Origin of the sequence: Curtobacterium sp. MCBA15_012, assembly GCF_001864935.2 — a bacterium.
Taxonomy (GTDB): domain Bacteria; phylum Actinomycetota; class Actinomycetes; order Actinomycetales; family Microbacteriaceae; genus Curtobacterium.
Genome location: NZ_CP126267.1, coordinates 883994 through 901291 on the forward strand (window position 1 = coordinate 883994; position 17298 = coordinate 901291).

Consider the following 17298-nt stretch of genomic DNA (forward strand, 5'->3'; position numbering starts at 1 on the left):
ACGCACCCGACCGACGGACGGGAGGCCCGTGGCGGCGCCGCCACGCGCCTCCCGTCCGACGCCACCCGCGTCGACGACGCGACGGCCCCCGACCGCGCGACCGCGCTGCTGGCCGCGATGACCCTCGAGGAGAAGACGGCGCAGCTCGTCGGCTACTGGCTCGACCAGAACGGCGTCGTCGCCCCCATGCAGGGCGAGATGGCGGCCGCGCAGGACGGGCAGACCCTCGCCGAGACCACGCGTCACGGCCTCGGGCAGTACACCCGCGTGTACGGCACCCGGCCGGTCGAACCGGACGAGCGGGCCGCGTGGCTGTGGGCGGAACAGCGCCGCCTGCAGCGCGAGACCCGGCTCGGGATCCCCGCGCTCGTGCACGAGGAGTGCCTCACCGGGCTCGCCGCGTGGCAGGCCGCGACGTTCCCGACGCCGCTGGCCTGGGGCGCGTCCTTCGACCCGGAGCTCGTCGAGCAGGTCGGCGCGGTCATCGGCCGGTCGATGCGCGAGCTCGGCGTGCACCAGGGCCTCGCGCCCGTGCTCGACGTCGTCCGCGACCCCCGCTGGGGACGGGTCGACGAGTGCATCGGCGAGGACCCGTACCTCGTCGGGACGGTCGGCACCGCCTACGTGCGCGGGGTGCAGAGCGCCGGGGTCGACGCGACCCTCAAGCACTTCCTCGGCTACTCGGCCTCACGTGCCGGTCGGAACCACGCACCCGTGCACGCCGGACCGCGCGAGGTGGCGGACGTGTTCCTGCCGCCGTTCGAGATGGCGCTGCTCGACGGCGGCGCCCGCAGCGTGATGAACTCCTACGCCGAGGTGGACGGCGTGCCCGTCGCCGCGGACCCCGCGCTGCTCACCGACCTGCTCCGTGGTCGGCTCGGCTTCGACGGCACCGTCGTCGCGGACTACTTCTCGGTCGCGTTCCTCGAGGTCATGCACGGCGTGGCCCGGGACCGCGGCGAGGCGGCGGCGATGGCCCTCACGGCCGGGATCGACGTCGAGCTGCCGACCGGCGACGCGTACCTCGCCCCCCTCGTCGAGCGGGTGCGGAGCGGCGAGGTCGACGAGGCACTCGTGGACCGTGCCGTGCTGCGCGTGCTCCGGCAGAAGGAGCGGCTCGGCCTGCTCGAACCGGACGCGTTCACGGGGGAGCCCCCCACGGGGATCGACCTCGACTCGCCGGAGCACCAGGCGCTGGCCCGTCGGCTCGCGGCGGAGTCGCTCGTGCTGTTGTCGAACGACGGCGTCCTGCCGCTCGGTCCCGCCGTCGCCGCCGGCGACGGCGGCGACGGCGACGCCGGTCGCGGGGCCGACACCACCACCGGTACCAGCAACGCCGCCGACACCGCTGCCGCCCCGCGGGGCCCCGTCGCGGTGATCGGCCCGAACGCCCACCGCGCGGAGGCCCTGCAGGGCTGCTACTCCTTCGCGAACCACGTGCTCGCGACGCACCCCGGCCTGCCGCTCGGCTTCGCGATCCCGACCGTCCTCGAGGCCCTGCGGGACGTCCTCGGCGACGACGCCGTCCGGTACGCACCGGGCGCCGAGGTCGAGGGCGACGACCGCTCCGGGTTCGCCGACGCCGTGGCCGCCGCACAGGACGCCGCCGTCGCGGTCGTCGTCGTGGGCGACCAGGCCGGCCTGTTCGGACGCGGCACGGTGGGGGAGGGCAACGACTCCGAGTCGCTCGACCTGCCCGGCGTGCAGCGCGAGCTCGTCGAGGCCGTCGTCGCCACCGGCACCCCCACGGTCGTCGTGCTGCTCACCGGGCGCCCGTACGCGATCGGCTGGGCCCTCGACGGGGACCAGCCGAAGCCGGCCGCGGTCGTCCAGGCGTTCTTCCCCGGGGAGGGCGGCGGCCTCGCGATCGCCGACCTGCTCACCGGTCGCGCGGAACCGTCCGGGCGCCTGCCCGTGTCGCTGCCGCGCTCGGCCGGGGCGCAGCCGTACTCGTACCTGCACCCGCGGCTCGGCGGTCCGTCGGACGTCACCGCGACCGACTCGACGCCGGTCCGACCGTTCGGCTTCGGCCTGACGTACACGTCCTTCGCGTACGAGGACCTGGTGGTCGACGACACGGTCACCACGGACGGGGCGTTCGCGGCGACGGTCACGGTCCGGAACACGGGGACACGCGACGGCGCGGAGGTCGTGCAGCTCTACGGGCACGACGTCCAGGCGTCGGTCACGCGTCCGGTCGTGCAGCTGCTCGGCTACGCACGCGTCGCACTCGCCGCGGGGGCGTCCGCCCGGGTCCGCTTCGACGTGCCGGTGCAGCGGTTCGGCTTCACCGACCGCGCGATGCGCAAGGTGGTCGAACCGGGCGACGTGCAGGTCTGGGTCGCGTCCGACGCGGCCGCGTCCCGGCCGGGAGGCCCGGTGCCGACGGGTGGGATCGTCGCGTCCGGCGACGGGCCGGTCCGGTACGAGGTCCCCGGCTCGACGACGGACCGTGCGGTCGTGCGGGTGACCGGTCCGGTCCGCGAGGTGTCCCTCGCCGACCGGCGGGTGGTCACCTGGGCGCGCGTCTGACGCCACCCGCCGCGCTCCGGCCGCTCCACGCACCCCACCGCTCGTCCCCGGGGAGCGTGAGTAGCGTGTGAGACCCCTCAGCTGAAGGAGCACGCCATGTCCGACGCCGACGTCACCCGCGAACCGACCAACGACCCCGAGGGCACGCCGAAGCCCGACGGCCTCGGCGAGGACGGCACGATCCCCGACCACCCGGAGGGCGTCGCCGCCGGCTTCGTCGGGGACGACTCGCACTTCAACCCCGAAGAGGACGACGCCGCCGAGTAGCGGACGCGACCACACGACGGAACGGGAGGCCTGTGGCCACGCCGCCACGGGCCTCCCGTTCGTCGTCCGGTCACCACGTCGCGACGGCGACCGTCCGTCGGGTCGGTACCGTGGTGGCATGGCCCGCTTCACGCCCCCTGCCGCCGACGCGATGCGCGCACGCATCCTGGAAGCCGCCCGCGACGAGTTCGCCGCCCTCGGCCTGACGGGGGGTCGCGTCGAGCGGCTCGCGGCCGCGGCGGACAGCAACAAGGCGCAGGTCTTCCACTACTTCGGCGGCAAGGAGGGGCTGTTCGACGCGCTCCTCGTGCAGGAGCTCGGTGGGCTGCACGACGCCGTGCCGCTCGACACCGACGACCTGCCCGCGTGGGCGGGACGGCTCCACGACGCGCTCGTCGAGCGGCCGTGGATCGCACGCCTCGCGACCTGGCAGCGGCTCGAGCGCGCGGACGCCGTCGTGCCCGCGCTCGTCGAGCGCCACGAGGCCGCGGTCGCCGAGGTCGAGCGTGCGCAGCGTGCCGGGGTGCTGCCGCGGTCGTTCCGGCCGGCGGTGCTGTTCGCGCTCGTGCTGCAGCTCGCCGGGGTCTGGGCGACGCTGCCGCCCGAGGCGACCGGCACGGTGTCGGCCGTGGTGGCCGCGCGCCGCCGCCAGGTCGTCGTGGACGCGGTCGCACAGCTGCTCGGGCGCTGAGCCGTCGGGGACGCCCGTCCCGTCAGAGGCGCTCGCGCAGGAACGCCACCTGGCGCTCCCAGTGGCGGAAGCCGCCGCCCTCGTGGCCGTTGTACGGGTACACGGCGATCTCGTGGTCGGTCGAGCCGAGCGCGTTGTACGCCGCGAAGGTCGTCCGCGGCGGCACGACGTCGTCCATGAGCGCCACCGAGAACAGTGCGGGCGCGGTGATGCGCTCGGCGAAGTGCACGCCGTCGAAGTACGCGACCGTGTCCCAGACCCGGTCGGCGTCGTCGCGGTGGACGGACAGGTACGTGGCGAGTTCGAGGTAGGGGCCGCCGACCGCGACGTCGGTGCCGTGCTCCCAGTCGCACAGGAACGCGACGTCGGGCAGCACCGCGACGAGGGGGCCGACGTGCGCCTCCACCAGGGCCGCGGCGGCGAGGGTGATCCCGCCACCCTGGCTGCCGCCGGTGAGCGCGACCCGGTCGGCGTCGACGCCGGGGAGCGTGCGGACCGCCTCGACGAGCCGTACCGCGTCGGTGAAGACCCGGCGGTAGTAGTGGTTCGCCGGGGCGTCGACCCCGCTCGCCATCCACCCGCCGACGTGCGGCACGGAGCCGTGCGGGTCGGGGGTGTCGCCGCCGGAGCCCCAGCCGCTGCCCTGCCCGCGCGTGTCCATCACGACGTGCACGAAGCCCGCGAGCGCCCAGGACACCCGTTCGCCGGGCAGGCCGCGGCCGCCGCCGTACCCGAGGAACTCGACCACGACGGGCAGGTCCTGGTCGGCGGTGCCCGCGGGCCGCGAGACCCACGCGCGGACGGGGTCGCCGCCGAAGCCCGGGAACGTCAGGTCCTGCACGTCGAGGGCGGTCACCGGCGTCGCGGCCGGGGTCGTCACGGGCGCGGTGCCGGCTCCTGCTGCCCGGGCCTCGGCGATCGTGTCCGCCCAGAAGGCGTCGAAGTCGGCCGGACGCCGCACCGAGGGGCGGTGGGTGCGGAGCTGGTCGAGGGGCAGGTCGGTGCGCGGCACGGGGTTCCTCCGGGGGATCGGGTGGGACCGGCACGGATCTGGCGTACCGGCACGGATCGGGCGTACCCGGTCGATCCGTCCGACCGGGTACGCCCGATTCCATCAGGTGCGCGCGGGGCGCGCGGGGCGCGCGGGGCGCGCCGGGCGCGCGTCAGCGCAGCGCGTGGGTGCGGTACTGCTCGAGGACCTCGAGGCGCGGGTCTGCGGGGACGAGCGTCGCCGAGACCTCCCAGGACGGCAGGGCACCCGTGAGCACCCAGGCGGCCTGCCGGGCGGCACCGGCGGCGACGTACTCGCCCGGTTCCGGGACCGACACGTCGCGTCCGAACACCTGCGCGGCGACGGCCCGGACGGCCTCGTTCCGCGCGGCCCCGCCGATGAGCAGCAGGCGTGACACCGTGACACCGGTGTCCTCGACCGCCGCCAGGCCGTCCGCGAGCGCGCACAGCATGCCCTCGACGGCGGCACGGGCGAGGTGCGCCCGGTCTGTGGTCGCCGGGGTCATCCCGAGCAGCGAGGCGGTCGCGTCCGGACGGTTCGGCGTGCGCTCGCCGACGAAGTACGGCACGAGCACGAGGCCGTCCGCACCCGCCGGCGCCTGCAGCGCCAGCTCGCCGAGCTCGCCGTGGTCGACGCCGAGCAGGCCGCCCACCACCTCGAGCACGCGGGCCGCGTTGAGCGTCGTGACGATCGGGAGGCGCGACCCGGTCCCGTCGGCGAAGCCCGCCACGGTCCCGCTCGGGTCCGTCACCTCGGTGTCGGTGACCCCGAAGACGGTGCCGCTCGTGCCGAGGGACACCGCGACGTCACCCGGGCCCAGTCCGAGGCCGAGCGCTGCCCCGGCGTTGTCGCCGAGTCCCGGGCCGACGAGGAGTCCGGCACGGGCGACGGCGCCGCCCGGCAGCGTGACGTCGGACGCCAGCGCGCCCATCGCCTCGTCGGGCGCGACGACCCGCGGCACCACGACCGCGTCGGCCGCGCTGCCCGCGCTGCCCGCGCTGACCGAGCCGGACGCGACCCGCAGGCCACGGCCGAGCGCGGCCTCGAACAGCTCGCCGTCGTACTCCCGCCGCACCGGGTCCCAGTAGCCGGTGCCGCTGGCGTCCGAACCGTCGGTCGCGAGGGCGTCGAGGTCCGGGCCGAGCGGGCTCTCGTCCGCCGGGCCGTACCCGCGCAGCCGCCACGACAGCCAGTCGTGGGGGAGCACGACGGCCGCGACGCGGCCGGCGTGCTCCGGTTCGGCGTCGCGGAGCCAGCGCAGCTTCGTGCCGGTGAACGAGGCCACCGGGACCAGACCCGTGCGGGCGACCCATGCCTCCCGGCCGAGCTCCTCGACCATCTGCGCGGCCGCGTCGGCGCTGCGGACGTCGTTCCAGAGCAGCGCGTCGCGGACGACGTGCCCCTCCGCGTCCAGCGCGACCATGCCGTGCTGCTGCCCGGCGACCGCGACCGCCGCGACGTCGTCGAAGCCGCCGGCGTCCGCGATCGCGGCGCCGAGCGCGTCCCACCAGTGGCGGGGGTCGACGGACGTGCCGTCCGGGTGGGACGCGCGCCCCTCCCGGACGACCGCGCCGGTCGCCGCGTCACGGATCGTGACCTTGCAGGACTGGGTCGACGAGTCGACCCCTGCGACCAGCTGCTGGCTCAACCCTTCGGCGGCAGGCCGCCTCAGCGCGCGGAATGCAGCCGGTGGCGCGTCTGCACTCAATTCCGCGCGCCCATGAGGTGCTCCATGGCGAGCTGCTGCAGGCGCACGAAGCCGAAGCCCTTGCCGCCGAAGTACGCGTCGGCGTCGAACTCCTCGTAGGCGGAGCGGTCGGCCAGGAAGTCGTCGTACGACTCGCCGCTGTTCAGCGTCGGGGTGCTCAGTTCGTCGACCTTCGCGGCAGACAGGGCTGCCTGCACCTCGGGGTCGGCGCGGAACGCCTGCGCGCGCTCCTTGAGGAGCAGGTACATGCGCATGTTCGCCTTCGCCGAGTCCCACACGCCCGTGATGTCCTCGGTGCGCGAGGGCTTGTAGTCGAAGTGGCGCGGGCCGTCGTACGCCGGGCCGCCCTGGGGGGAGCCGTGCTCGAGCAGGTCGACGAGCGAGAACGCGTTCTGCAGGTCGCCGTGGCCGAACACCAGGTCCTGGTCGTACTTGATGCCGCGCTGGCCGTTGAGGTCGATGTGGAAGAGCTTGCCCTGGTACAGCGCCTGGGCGATGCCGGCGGTGAAGTTCAGGCCCGCCATCTGCTCGTGGCCGACCTCGGGGTTGATGCCGAACAGCTCCGGACGCTCGAGCGTCTCGGTGAACGCGATCGCGTGGCCGAGGGTCGGCAGGAGGATGTCGCCGCGGGGCTCGTTCGGCTTCGGCTCGATGGCGAAGCGGATGTCGTAGCCCTTGTCGGTGACGTACTGGGCGAGCAGGTTGACGGCCTCGCGGTATCGCTCGAGTGCGGCCTGCACGTCCTTGGCGGAGTCGTACTCCGAGCCCTCGCGGCCGCCCCACATGACGAAGGTCTTCGCGCCGAGCTCGGCGGCGAGGTCGAGGTTGCGGAGCACCTTGCGGAGCGCGAACCGGCGGACCTGACGGTCGTTCGAGGTGAAGCCGCCGTCCTTGAAGACCGGCGCCGAGAACAGGTTGGTGGTGACCATCGGGACGATGACCCCGGTCGCGTCGAGCGCGCCCTTGAGGCGGTCGATCTGCGTCTGGCGCTCGGCGTCGGTCGAGCCGAACGCGAACAGGTCGTCGTCGTGGAAGGTCAGGCCGTAGGCACCGAGCTCGTCGAGCTTCTCGACCGCCTCGACCACGTCCAGCGCGGGACGGGTGGGGCCGCCGAACGGGTCGGAGCCGTTGTAGCCGATGGTCCAGAGACCGAAGGAGAACTTGTCGTCACGGGTGGGCGTCGTTGCCATGGTGGATCACCGTTCGTCGTCGAAACAAAATGTTGCCGCGCCCAACATAAGCGGTAGTGTTGACTCTGGCAAGCACCGGATCGCAAAGGAGCGAGTGGATGGCACAGGACGGACACGGACCGGGTCGACTGCGGGTCGCCATGGTCGGACACGGCTTCATGGGGGCGGCGCACTCCCAGGCCTGGCGGACCGCACCGAGGTTCTTCGACCTCGGGGTCGAACCCGAGATGGCCGTGGTCGTCGGCCGCGACGCCGAGCGTGCGGAGGCCGCCCGCGCGAAGTACGGATGGCAGACCGCCTCGACCGACTGGCGGCAGGTGGTCGCCGACCCGGAGATCGACGTCGTCGACGTCGTGTCGCCGGGCTCGTCCCACGTCGAGGTCGCGATCGCCGCGCTCGAGGCCGGCAAGCACGTGCTCTGCGAGAAGCCCCTCGCCAACACCGTCGAGGAGGCCGAGGCGATGACCGCCGCGGCCACGGCCGCTGCCGCGCGCGGCGTCCGCGCGATGGTCGGGTTCAGCTACCGTCGCGTGCCCGCGATCGCGCTGGCACGCCAGCTGGTGCAGGACGGGAGGCTCGGCACCGTCCGCCAGGTCCGCGCGCTCTACCTGCAGGACTGGCTGGCCGACGCCGAGGGCCCGATGACGTGGCGCCTCGACAAGGCGCTCGCCGGTTCCGGCTCGCTCGGCGACATCGGCGCGCACGCGATCGACCTCGTCGAGCACGTCACGGGCGCACAGCTGTCGACCGTGTCCGGCACGCTCGAGACCTTCGTGCACGAGCGCCCGCTCATGGCCGAGGGCGTCGGACTGTCCGGCACCGCGTCGAGCGAGCGCGGGCAGGTCACGGTCGACGACGCCGCGTTCTTCCTCGGTCGGCTCGTCGGCGGCGCTGCCGACGGTGCGATCGGCTCGTTCGAGGCCACGCGCTACGCGACCGGTCGGAAGAACGGCCTGACGCTCGAGGTCAGCGGCTCCGAGGGCGCGATCCAGTTCGACCTCGAGTCGATGAACGAACTGCGCCTGTACGAGTCGTCGGCGCCCGCGGGGGAGCAGGGCTTCCGCCGCATCCTCGTCACCGAGCCGGAGCACGAGTACATGGCCGCGTGGTGGCCGACCGGGCACCTCATCGGCTACGAGCACACCTTCAGCCACCAGGTCGCGGACTTCGTGCGCGCGATCGTCGCCGGCACCGACCCCTCGCCCTCGTTCGCGGACGGACTGCACGTGCAGCGCGTCCTCGACGCGGTCGAGCGCAGCGCCGCCGACGGCAGCAGCTGGACGGCCATCCGATGAGCGCCACCGAGACGCAGCAGCGCCGGGCCCTGGTCGTCCGGGGCGGCTGGGACGGGCACATGCCGGTCGAGACCACCGACCTGTTCGTGCCGTTCCTGCGCGACCACGGGTTCGACGTCCGGGTGTCGGACTCGACCGCGGTGTACGCCGACGAGTCGGTCATGGCGGACGTCGACCTGATCGTCCAGGTCGTCACGATGTCGACCATCGCCGACGACGAGTTCGCGGGGCTGCAGCGGGCGGTGCTCGGCGGTGCCGGGCTCGCCGGGTGGCACGGCGGGATCGCGGACGCCTTCCGCAACACCGCCGACTACCTGCACATGGTCGGCGGGCAGTTCGCGCACCACGCGGGCAAGCACCCGTCCGAGCGCACCGGCGAGCAGTCCGACAACTACATCCCGTACACGGTGCACATCACCGAGGCCGGGCACGAGCACCCGATCACGCAGGGCATCGAGGACTTCGACCTCGTGACCGAGCAGTACTGGGTGCTCTCCGACGAGTACAACGACGTGCTGGCGACCACCACGCAGGAGGCCCGGGACTTCGACGCCTGGAACCGCCCGGTGACCGCGCCGGCGATCTGGACCCGGCAGTGGGGGCAGGGACGTGTGTTCGTCTCGGCACCCGGACACCGGCTCGAGGTCGTCGGGTCACAGCCGCTCCGCACGATCATCGAGAGGGGACTCCTGTGGGCGAGCCGATGAAGGTCGGGGTCGTCGGGGTCGGCGTCATCAGCCAGCAGTACTTCGAGCACTTCCCGGCGCTGCCCGGCCTCGAGCTGACCGCGGTCGCCGACATCGACGTCGACCGGGCACGGTCGGTGGGGGCCGCCCAGGGCGTGCGCGGCACGAGCGTCGACGAGCTCATCGCCGCGGACGACGTCGACGTCGTGCTCAACCTGACGATCCCGGCCGCGCACGCCGAGGTCGCGACGCGGGCGCTCGAGGCCGGCAAGCACGTGTACGGCGAGAAGCCGCTCGCGACGTCGACGGCCGAGGCGCAGCCCGTGCTCGACCTGGCGCGACGCTCCGGCCTGCGGGTCGGCAGCGCGCCGGACACCGTGCTCGGCACCGGGATCCAGACCGCCCGGCACGCGCTCGACAGCGGTGCGATCGGCACCCCGGTCGGGGCCGCGGTGTCGTGGTCGGCGCCCGGACACGAGCTGTGGCACCCGGCGCCCGCGTTCTACTACCAGCCCGGCGGCGGCCCGCTGCTCGACATGGGGCCGTACTACCTGACGAGCCTGGTGTCGTTCTTCGGGCCGGTCGTCCGGGTGAGCGGTGCCTCGACGCGGTCGGACCGGGAGCGCACCATCGGCACCGGCCCCGCCTCGGGCACACCGCTCCGGGTGGACGTCGACACGCACGTGGTCGCGGTCCTGGAGCACGCCGACGGCGTGGTCTCGACGCTGACGGTGTCGTTCGAGGTGTGGGCCACCCGGGCGCCGCTGTTCGAGGTGTACGGCACCGCGGGCACCCTCGGCGTCCCCGACCCGAACCGGTTCTCCGATGCGGTGTCGATCGCCGACGCGGCCACCCGCGAGTGGCGCGAGCTGCCGACGAGCGCCGGGTACGCCGACGCCGGTCGCGGCTACGGCCTCGCCGACATGGCGCACGCGATCGCCACCGACCGTCCGCACCGGGCGTCCGGCGACCTCGCGTTCCACGTGCTCGAGGTGATGGAGGCGGTGGCCACCGCGGCCCGCGAGCACACCGTGGTCGACGTGCGGTCGCGCGTCGACCGACCCGACACCGTGCCCGGCGGGGCCACCCCGGGGTCCTGGTGACCCGACGCACACGCGAGGAAGGACGACGACGATGACGACGACGGACGGAACCGGCGAGACGGGCGCGAGCAGCGCCTCCCGGCCGGAGGGTGGTGCCCGGTCCACGCGACCGGTCACGCTGTTCACCGGCCAGTGGGCGGACCTGCCCTTCGAGGAGGTCGCCCGCCTGGCGGGGGAGTGGGGCTACGACGGCCTGGAGATCGCCTGCTGGGGCGACCACCTGGACGTCCGGCGCGCCGCGACGGACCCGGCGTACGTGGCGGACCGGAAGGCGGTCCTCGAGCGCAACGGGCTGCAGGTCTGGACCATCGCGAACCACCTGACCGGCCAGGCCGTGTGCGACGACCCGATCGACCAGCGGCACGAGGACATCCTCGCGCCGCACGTGTGGGGCGACGGCGACCCCGAGGGCGTCCGGCAGCGCGCCGCCGAGGAGCTGCAGTGGACCGCCCGGGCGGCCGCGGCACTCGGCGTCTCGACCGTCACCGGGTTCACCGGATCGTCGATCTGGAAGACCGTCGCCGGGTTCCCGCCCGTGCCCCCGGGCATGATCGACGCCGGGTACCAGGACTTCCACGACCGCTGGTCGCCGATCCTCGACGTGTTCGAGGAGGTCGGGGTGCGCTTCGCACTCGAGGTGCACCCGTCCGAGATCGCCTACGACTACTGGACGGCCAAGCGGGCGCTCGAGGTGTTCGCGGACCGGCCGTCGTTCGGGTTCAACTTCGACCCGTCGCACTTCGTGTGGCAGGACCTCGACCCGGCGGTGTTCCTCATGGACTTCGCCGAGCGGGTGTACCACGTGCACTGCAAGGAGTCGGTGAAGCAGCTCGACGGGCGCAACGGGCGGCTCGCGTCCCACCTGCCGTGGGGCGACCCCCGGCGCGGCTGGGACTTCGTCAGCGCCGGGCACGGGGACGTGCCGTGGGAGCGGGTGTTCCGCGTGCTGAACCACATCGGGTACGACGGGCCGACGAGCGTCGAGTGGGAGGACGCCGGCATGGACCGGCTCGTCGGCGGACCGGAGGCGCTCGCGTTCGTGCGGCGGCTCGGGACGATCGCGCCGCCGGACGCCGCGTTCGACGCCGCGTTCTCGCGCTCGCGCTGAGCCCGGGGGCGGGCGCGCCGGGTCGAACCGGGCGTGCCGGGTCGAACCGGGCGTGCTGGGTCGAACCGGGCGTGCTGGGTCGAACCGGGCGTACCCGGTCCGCCGGGACGACCGGGGACGCCCGTTCCCGCCACCCATCGCAGGCGTTCTGGGAAACTTCGTACCCACCACCACCCCGACCCCAGGAGGACCCATGGCCCGACCGGCCACGACCACGCCCGGCAACGCGGCGCGCGTCCTCCGCATCGTGCACGAGGGCGGCCCCGTCTCGCGCGCCGAGCTGACCCGGCGCACGAGCCTGAACCGCTCGACCGTGCTCGCGATCGTCGGGGAGCTCGTCGACCAGGGACTCGTGCACGAGGAGTTCCCCGTCCCGGGCGGCCCCGGCGCGGACCGCCCGAGCGCCGGCGTCGGCCGACCCAGCCCCATCGTGCGGGCGTCGGCGGACGTGGTCGCGGCGGCCGTCACGGTCGAGATCGACGCCGTCGGGGTGGCCCTCGTCGCGCTCGACGGCACCGTGCGGGACCGGCTCGTCGAACCCCAGGCCGCCGTGCCCGGGGCCGCGGACGCCGTCGACGCGGTGGCGCGCGTGCTCGGCGTGCTGACCGCCCGGGCAGCTCCGGGCCTCCGGGTCGTCGGGGTCGGCGTCGCCGTGCCGGGGATCGTCCGCGTCGAGGACGGGGTCGTCCGCGACGCGCCGCACCTCGGCTGGCGGGACGAACCCTTCGCCGGGGTGCTCGGGGAGCGCCTCGGGCTGCCGGTCCGCGCCGCGAACGACGCGAACCTCGGCGCCTGGGCCGAACGGCTGTACGGCAGCGCGCGCGGCGTCGACGACCTCGTGTACCTGAACGGCGGGGCGAGCGGCATCGGCGGCGGGATCGTCAGCGCCGGCCGACCGTTCAGCGGGGCCGACGGGTACGCGGGCGAGCTCGGGCACACCTTCGTCGCCGCGAACGGCATCCGGTGCCACTGCGGCGCGGTGGGCTGCCTGGAGACCGAGGCGTCCCGCGACGCCCTCACCGCCGTCACCGGGACGGCGCCCGACGACCTCGACGCCCTCGCCACGGCGCTCGCCGAGGGGCGGCCCGAGGTCGAGCAGGTCGTCGACCGGCAGGTGACCGCCCTCGCGACCGCGATCCGGAACGCCGTGCACACGGTCGACCCCGAGGTCGTCGTGCTCGGCGGGTTCCTCGGCGAACTGCTCGGGCACGTCGGCGACCGCGTCGAGCACGAGGTCCGCGCGCAGACCATGGCGGCGATGACCGACCGGCTCCGGGTGGTGCCGTCGGCCCTCGGGCGGGACGTCCTGGTGCGCGGCGCCGCCGAGCTCGGCTTCGCCGACCTGCTCCGGGACGGCCAGGCCGCCGCACCGGCCGCGACCGCACCGACCACGGCCACGACGACGGCCCCGCCCGCCGTCCCGCCGACCACACCCACCACCACGTCCGACCGCGACGACGCGGTCGAGGAAGCGAGATCCGCATGACCACCCCGGACCAGACCCACCAGCGCGTCAGCGTGCTGCTCGGCACGCAGGACCTCACCGTCGAGGACCGCCCGGTCCCCGCGGTCGACCCGGGCGACGTGCTCGTCCGTGTCGCCGCGGTCGGCGTCTGCGGCTCCGACGTGCACTACTACCGGCACGGCCGCATCGGCGACTTCGTCGTCGAGGAGCCCCTCGTCCTCGGGCACGAGCTGTCCGGCACGATCGCCGCCGTCGGCGAGGGCGTCGACCCCGCCCGCGTCGGAGAGCGTGTCGCGATCGAACCCCAGCGTCCCTGCCACCGCTGCGCGCAGTGCCTGGCCGGCCGCTACAACCTCTGCCCGCACATGCGCTTCTACGCGACGCCGCCGGTCGACGGCGCCTTCGCCGAGTTCGTCACGATCGAGGCCGAGTTCGCCCACACGCTGCCCGACGCCGTGTCCTTCGAGGCCGGCGCGCTCCTCGAGCCGCTGTCCGTCGGCATCGCCGCAGCGCGCAAGGCCGGCATCGTCCCCGGTTCGAGCGTCCTCATCGCCGGAGCCGGTCCGATCGGCATCATCTGCGCGCAGGTCGCCCGCGCGTTCGGCGCCACCCGGGTCGTCGTCAGCGACCTCGTGCCCGAGCGCCGCGAGCGCGCGCTGTCCTTCGGCGCGACCGAGGTCGTCGACCCCGTCGCGGTGGACGTCACGGCGGACATCGTGCCGGTCGACGCCTTCATCGACGCCAGCGGTGCGCCGCGCGCGGTGTCCGACGGCATCAAGGCGGTCGGCCCGGCGGGAGCGGCGGTCCTGGTCGGGCTCGGCAACTCCGAGATGGTGCTGCCCGTCGAGCACATCCAGAACCTCGAGGTCACGGTCACCGGGATCTTCCGGTACACGAACACGTGGCCGGTGGCGATCGACCTGGTCGCCTCGGGGCAGGTCGACCTCGACGCGCTCGTCACGGGACGCTTCGGCCTCGACGACGTCCGCGAGGCCCTCGAGAGCGACACCGACCCGGCATCGCTCAAGTCGGTCGTCTACCCGAACGGCGTCCCCACCGCCTCGTGACCCGCGTCCGCGACGCGACCCGCGGCCGTCGCGTCGTCACCCATGGCGGACGGGAGGCCCGTGGCGGGCCCGACCCGCGCCTCCCGTCCGCCACCACGGGACGGACGGGAGGCGCGGCGCGGGCCCGACCCGCGCCTCCCGTCCGTCCCGCGGTCGCGCCCGGCGACCGCACCTGCCGCCGCACCCGGACCGGGGGCACCGGAGCGACACCGCGACGCGCTACGGTTCGCGCATGACCGCGACACCGGCGGCGGCAGTGCCGCAGCGCACCGACCGACGTGCCCTCGTGTCCTGGGCGCTCTGGGACTGGGGGTCCGCGGCGTTCAACGCCGTCGTCACGACCTTCGTGTTCAGCACGTACCTGGCGAGCCGCGCCTTCGTCGACCCGCGACTCGTCGCCGCCGAGGACGGGTCCGCCGCTGCGACCCGGGCCGTCGAGCGGGAGCTCGCGCACAACGCGGCGACCGTCTCGACCGCCCTGACGCTCGCGGGCATCGTCGTCGCGCTCGTCGCGCCCGCGGTGGGACGGCTCGCCGACTCCTCCGGACACCGGCGCCGGTCGGTGCTCATCGCGACCATCGGCATCGCGCTGTCCATCGGGGCGATGGTCTTCGTCGCGCCGAGCCAGCCGTACCTCGTGCTCGGTGCGGCGCTGCTCGGCATCGGGACCGTCGCCTACGAGATCGCGACCGTCGGCTACAACGCCATGCTCGGCCAGGTCGCGGCTGGGGCGAAGACCGGCCGGGTGTCGGCGATCGGCTGGGCCGCGGGGTACTTCGGCGGGATCGTGCTGCTCGTGGTGCTGCTCGTCCTGTGCATCCAGGACTTCGGCACGCCCGGGGTGGCCGGACTCCTGCAGCTGCCCGCGACCGTCGCGACCGGTCAGTGGGACGTGCGCGTCGCGATCGGCATCGCGGCCGTGTGGCTGGCGGTCAGCTCCGTGCCGCTGTTCGTCACGGTGCCCGAGGCCGCGCGCGACCAGACCACCAGCGGCGGACTGCTGTCCGCCTACCGGGACCTGGGCCGGCACGTCGCCCGGCTCTGGCGCGAGCGGCGCAACGTGCTCGCGTTCCTGGTCGCGAGTGCCGTGTTCCGTGACGGCGTCGGCGCGGTCTTCACGTTCGGCGGCATCATCGCCGCGCAGGTCTTCGGGTTCAGCGCGTCCGAGGTGATCCTGTTCGCCATCGTCGCCAACGTCGTGGCCGGCATCGCGACCTTCGTGTCCGGGCGGCTCGACGACCGGTTCGGGTCGCGGGCGATCATCTCCGTGTCGCTCGTCGGCCTCGTCGTGTGCGGCACCGCGGTGCTGTTCGCGGGGTCGGCGCAGAACGCGTTCTGGGTGCTCGGCCTGGCGCTGTGCGTGTTCGTCGGACCGGTGCAGTCGTCGTCCCGGGCGTACCTGGCGCGGCTCGCGACGCCGGGGCGCGAGGGGGAGTTGTTCGGCCTGTACGCGACCACCGGGCGGGCGGCGTCGTTCCTGGCGCCGGCGCTGTTCGGCGTCGCGGTGAGCGTGACCGGGTCGACGCGCTTCGGGATCCTCGGCATCGTCGTGGTGCTCGTCGCGGGGCTCGTGCTGATGGCCTTCGTGCGGCGGGAGCCGGCGGAGGCGGTGCGCTGACGGGGGCGGGCGGGCGTCGTGCGCGGGGCCGGGGCCGGCAGGGTGACACCCGTCCGGCCGGCGTGCGCCAGGATGGAGGCATGACCGACCAGCGCATCGCCGTCGTCGTCCTCGCCGCCGGCCAGGGCACCCGCATGAAGTCGTCCACCCCGAAGGTGCTGCACCGCCTCGCGGGCCTGCCGCTCGTCGCGCACGTGCTCCGGACCGCCTCGACCATCGAGCCCGAGCACGTCGTCGTCGTCGTCCGGCACGAACGGGAGCGCGTCGCGGCCGAGGTCACCGAGCGTGCCCCGGGCGCGATCGTCGTCGACCAGGACGACGTCCCCGGTACCGGTCGTGCCGTCGAGGTCGCCGTGCAGGCGCTGCCCGCCGACTTCGACGGAGCGGTCGTCGTGCTCTCGGGCGACGTGCCGTTGCTCGACGCCGCGTCGTTGCGGCGGCTCGCGGACGCCCACGTCCCCAACGCAGTGACGCTCGTCAGCGCGATCGCCCCGGACCCGACCGGTCTCGGTCGGATCGTGCGCGACGCCTCCGGGGCGTTCGTCGGGGTCGTCGAGCACAAGGACGCGACCGACGAGCAGCGCACCATCACCGAGGCCAACGCCGGCATCTACGCCTTCGACGTCACGCACCTGCGCGCGGTCCTGCCCGAGCTCACCACCGCGAACGCGCAGGGCGAGAAGTACGTCACGGACGTCCCCGCCCTCGTCGCGGCGCGCGGCGGCGTGGTCGACGTCGTCACGCTGACCGACCCGTGGCTGGTCGCCGGGATCAACGACCGCGCGCAGCTGTCCGACGCGGCACGCGAGCTCAACGCACGCATCGTCCGCCGGCACCAGCTCGCCGGGGTGACCGTGCAGGACCCCGCCACGACCTGGATCGACCTCGCCGTGACGATCGAGCCCGACGCCGAGGTCCTGCCGGGCACGCAGCTCCTCGGCGCGACCGCCATCGCCGCCGGTGCCGTCGTCGGGCCGGACACGACGCTCCGCGACACCGAGGTCGGGGCCGGCGCCACGGTGAACCGCGTCGACGCCACCCTCGCCGTCGTCGGTGCCGGTGCGTCGGTCGGCCCCTTCGCCTACCTCCGACCGGGCACGATCCTCGGCGACCAGGGCAAGATCGGCACCTTCGTCGAGACGAAGAACGCCGTGATCGGCCGCGGCAGCAAGGTGCCGCACCTGTCGTACATCGGCGACGCCGAGGTCGGTGAGGACTCGAACATCGGGGCGAACACCATCACCGCGAACTACGACGGCGTGCACAAGCACCGCACCGAGGTCGGGTCGAACGTGCGGACCGGATCGCACAACGTCTTCGTCGCCCCCGTTAGGATTGGCGACGGGGCGTACACCGGCGCGGGTACGACCGTCCGCAAGGACGTACCGGCCGGGTCGCTGGCCATCAGCTACGCCCCGCAGCGCAACACCGACGGATGGGTCGAGGAACACCGGCCCGGTTCGCCGGCGGCCGAGGCGGCTCGGCGCGCGCACGGCGAACAGAACACGACAGCCTGACCCGGCCGTCGGCATCGACCCCACGGGGTCAGGGAGTGA

General features: G+C 74.3%; 14 protein-coding genes. 11 read left to right on the forward strand and 3 right to left on the reverse strand.

Features of this window, described 5'->3' with window-relative positions; all coding sequences use genetic code 11:
- Positions 1-117: 117 nt before the first annotated feature.
- From QOL15_RS04090 to QOL15_RS04100, 3 genes are all read left to right on the forward strand, one after another.
- Positions 118-2532: a beta-glucosidase gene (locus tag QOL15_RS04090; RefSeq protein WP_083393811.1), complete on the forward strand. Its 2415-nt coding sequence runs from the start codon at positions 118-120 to the stop codon at positions 2530-2532.
- 96 nt (positions 2533-2628) lie between these two features.
- Complete coding sequence (locus tag QOL15_RS04095; protein WP_175473789.1) at positions 2629-2799, forward strand: hypothetical protein; 171 nt, start codon at positions 2629-2631, stop codon at positions 2797-2799.
- Positions 2800-2917: 118 nt separating this feature from the next.
- Entirely contained in the window at positions 2918-3490 is a 573-nt protein-coding gene (locus tag QOL15_RS04100) for a TetR family transcriptional regulator (protein ID WP_071245435.1), read from the forward strand.
- Positions 3491-3512: 22 nt separating this feature from the next.
- Here QOL15_RS04100 and QOL15_RS04105 read toward each other — a convergent pair whose 3' ends face one another.
- The 3 genes from QOL15_RS04105 to xylA form a co-directional block, all read right to left on the reverse strand.
- A complete protein-coding gene (locus QOL15_RS04105; RefSeq protein WP_071245436.1) occupies positions 3513-4502 on the reverse strand; it encodes an acetylxylan esterase in 990 nt (329 codons plus the stop codon).
- Positions 4503-4653: 151 nt separating this feature from the next.
- Positions 4654-6150, reverse strand: a complete 1497-nt coding sequence (locus QOL15_RS04110; protein ID WP_083393802.1) for an FGGY family carbohydrate kinase — start codon at positions 6148-6150, stop codon at positions 4654-4656.
- A 56-nt stretch (positions 6151-6206) separates the two neighbouring features.
- Entirely contained in the window at positions 6207-7400 is a 1194-nt protein-coding gene (gene xylA, locus QOL15_RS04115) for a xylose isomerase (RefSeq protein ID WP_065964051.1), read from the reverse strand.
- 140 nt (positions 7401-7540) lie between these two features.
- Between xylA and QOL15_RS04120 the strand changes: the two genes are divergently transcribed.
- The 8 genes from QOL15_RS04120 to glmU all read left to right on the forward strand — a co-directional run bounded on the left by QOL15_RS04120 (position 7541) and on the right by glmU (position 17259).
- On the forward strand, positions 7541-8695 hold the full coding sequence (locus QOL15_RS04120) for a Gfo/Idh/MocA family protein (RefSeq protein ID WP_139197270.1): 1155 nt from the start codon (positions 7541-7543) through the stop codon (positions 8693-8695).
- On the forward strand, positions 8692-9402 hold the full coding sequence (locus QOL15_RS04125) for a ThuA domain-containing protein (RefSeq protein ID WP_071245440.1): 711 nt from the start codon (positions 8692-8694) through the stop codon (positions 9400-9402). The genes QOL15_RS04120 and QOL15_RS04125 overlap by 4 nt, the downstream gene beginning before the upstream one ends.
- Positions 9387-10484, forward strand: coding sequence for a Gfo/Idh/MocA family protein (locus QOL15_RS04130; protein WP_083393803.1), 1098 nt, complete (start codon positions 9387-9389; stop codon positions 10482-10484). The genes QOL15_RS04125 and QOL15_RS04130 overlap by 16 nt, the downstream gene beginning before the upstream one ends.
- Positions 10485-10515: 31 nt before the next feature.
- Positions 10516-11592: a sugar phosphate isomerase/epimerase gene (locus QOL15_RS04135; RefSeq protein ID WP_253181687.1), complete on the forward strand. Its 1077-nt coding sequence runs from the start codon at positions 10516-10518 to the stop codon at positions 11590-11592.
- 193 nt (positions 11593-11785) lie between these two features.
- Positions 11786-13078, forward strand: a complete 1293-nt coding sequence (locus QOL15_RS04140) for an ROK family transcriptional regulator (protein ID WP_071245442.1) — start codon at positions 11786-11788, stop codon at positions 13076-13078.
- Positions 13075-14124, forward strand: coding sequence for an NAD(P)-dependent alcohol dehydrogenase (locus tag QOL15_RS04145; protein WP_071245444.1), 1050 nt, complete (start codon positions 13075-13077; stop codon positions 14122-14124). Before QOL15_RS04140 ends, QOL15_RS04145 begins: the two co-directional genes overlap by 4 nt.
- 232 nt (positions 14125-14356) lie before the next feature.
- Positions 14357-15742: an MFS transporter gene (locus QOL15_RS04150; protein ID WP_071245446.1), complete on the forward strand. Its 1386-nt coding sequence runs from the start codon at positions 14357-14359 to the stop codon at positions 15740-15742.
- A gap of 80 nt (positions 15743-15822) precedes the next feature.
- Positions 15823-17259, forward strand: a complete 1437-nt coding sequence (gene glmU, locus QOL15_RS04155; protein ID WP_071245447.1) for a bifunctional UDP-N-acetylglucosamine diphosphorylase/glucosamine-1-phosphate N-acetyltransferase GlmU — start codon at positions 15823-15825, stop codon at positions 17257-17259.
- Positions 17260-17298 lie beyond the last annotated feature (39 nt).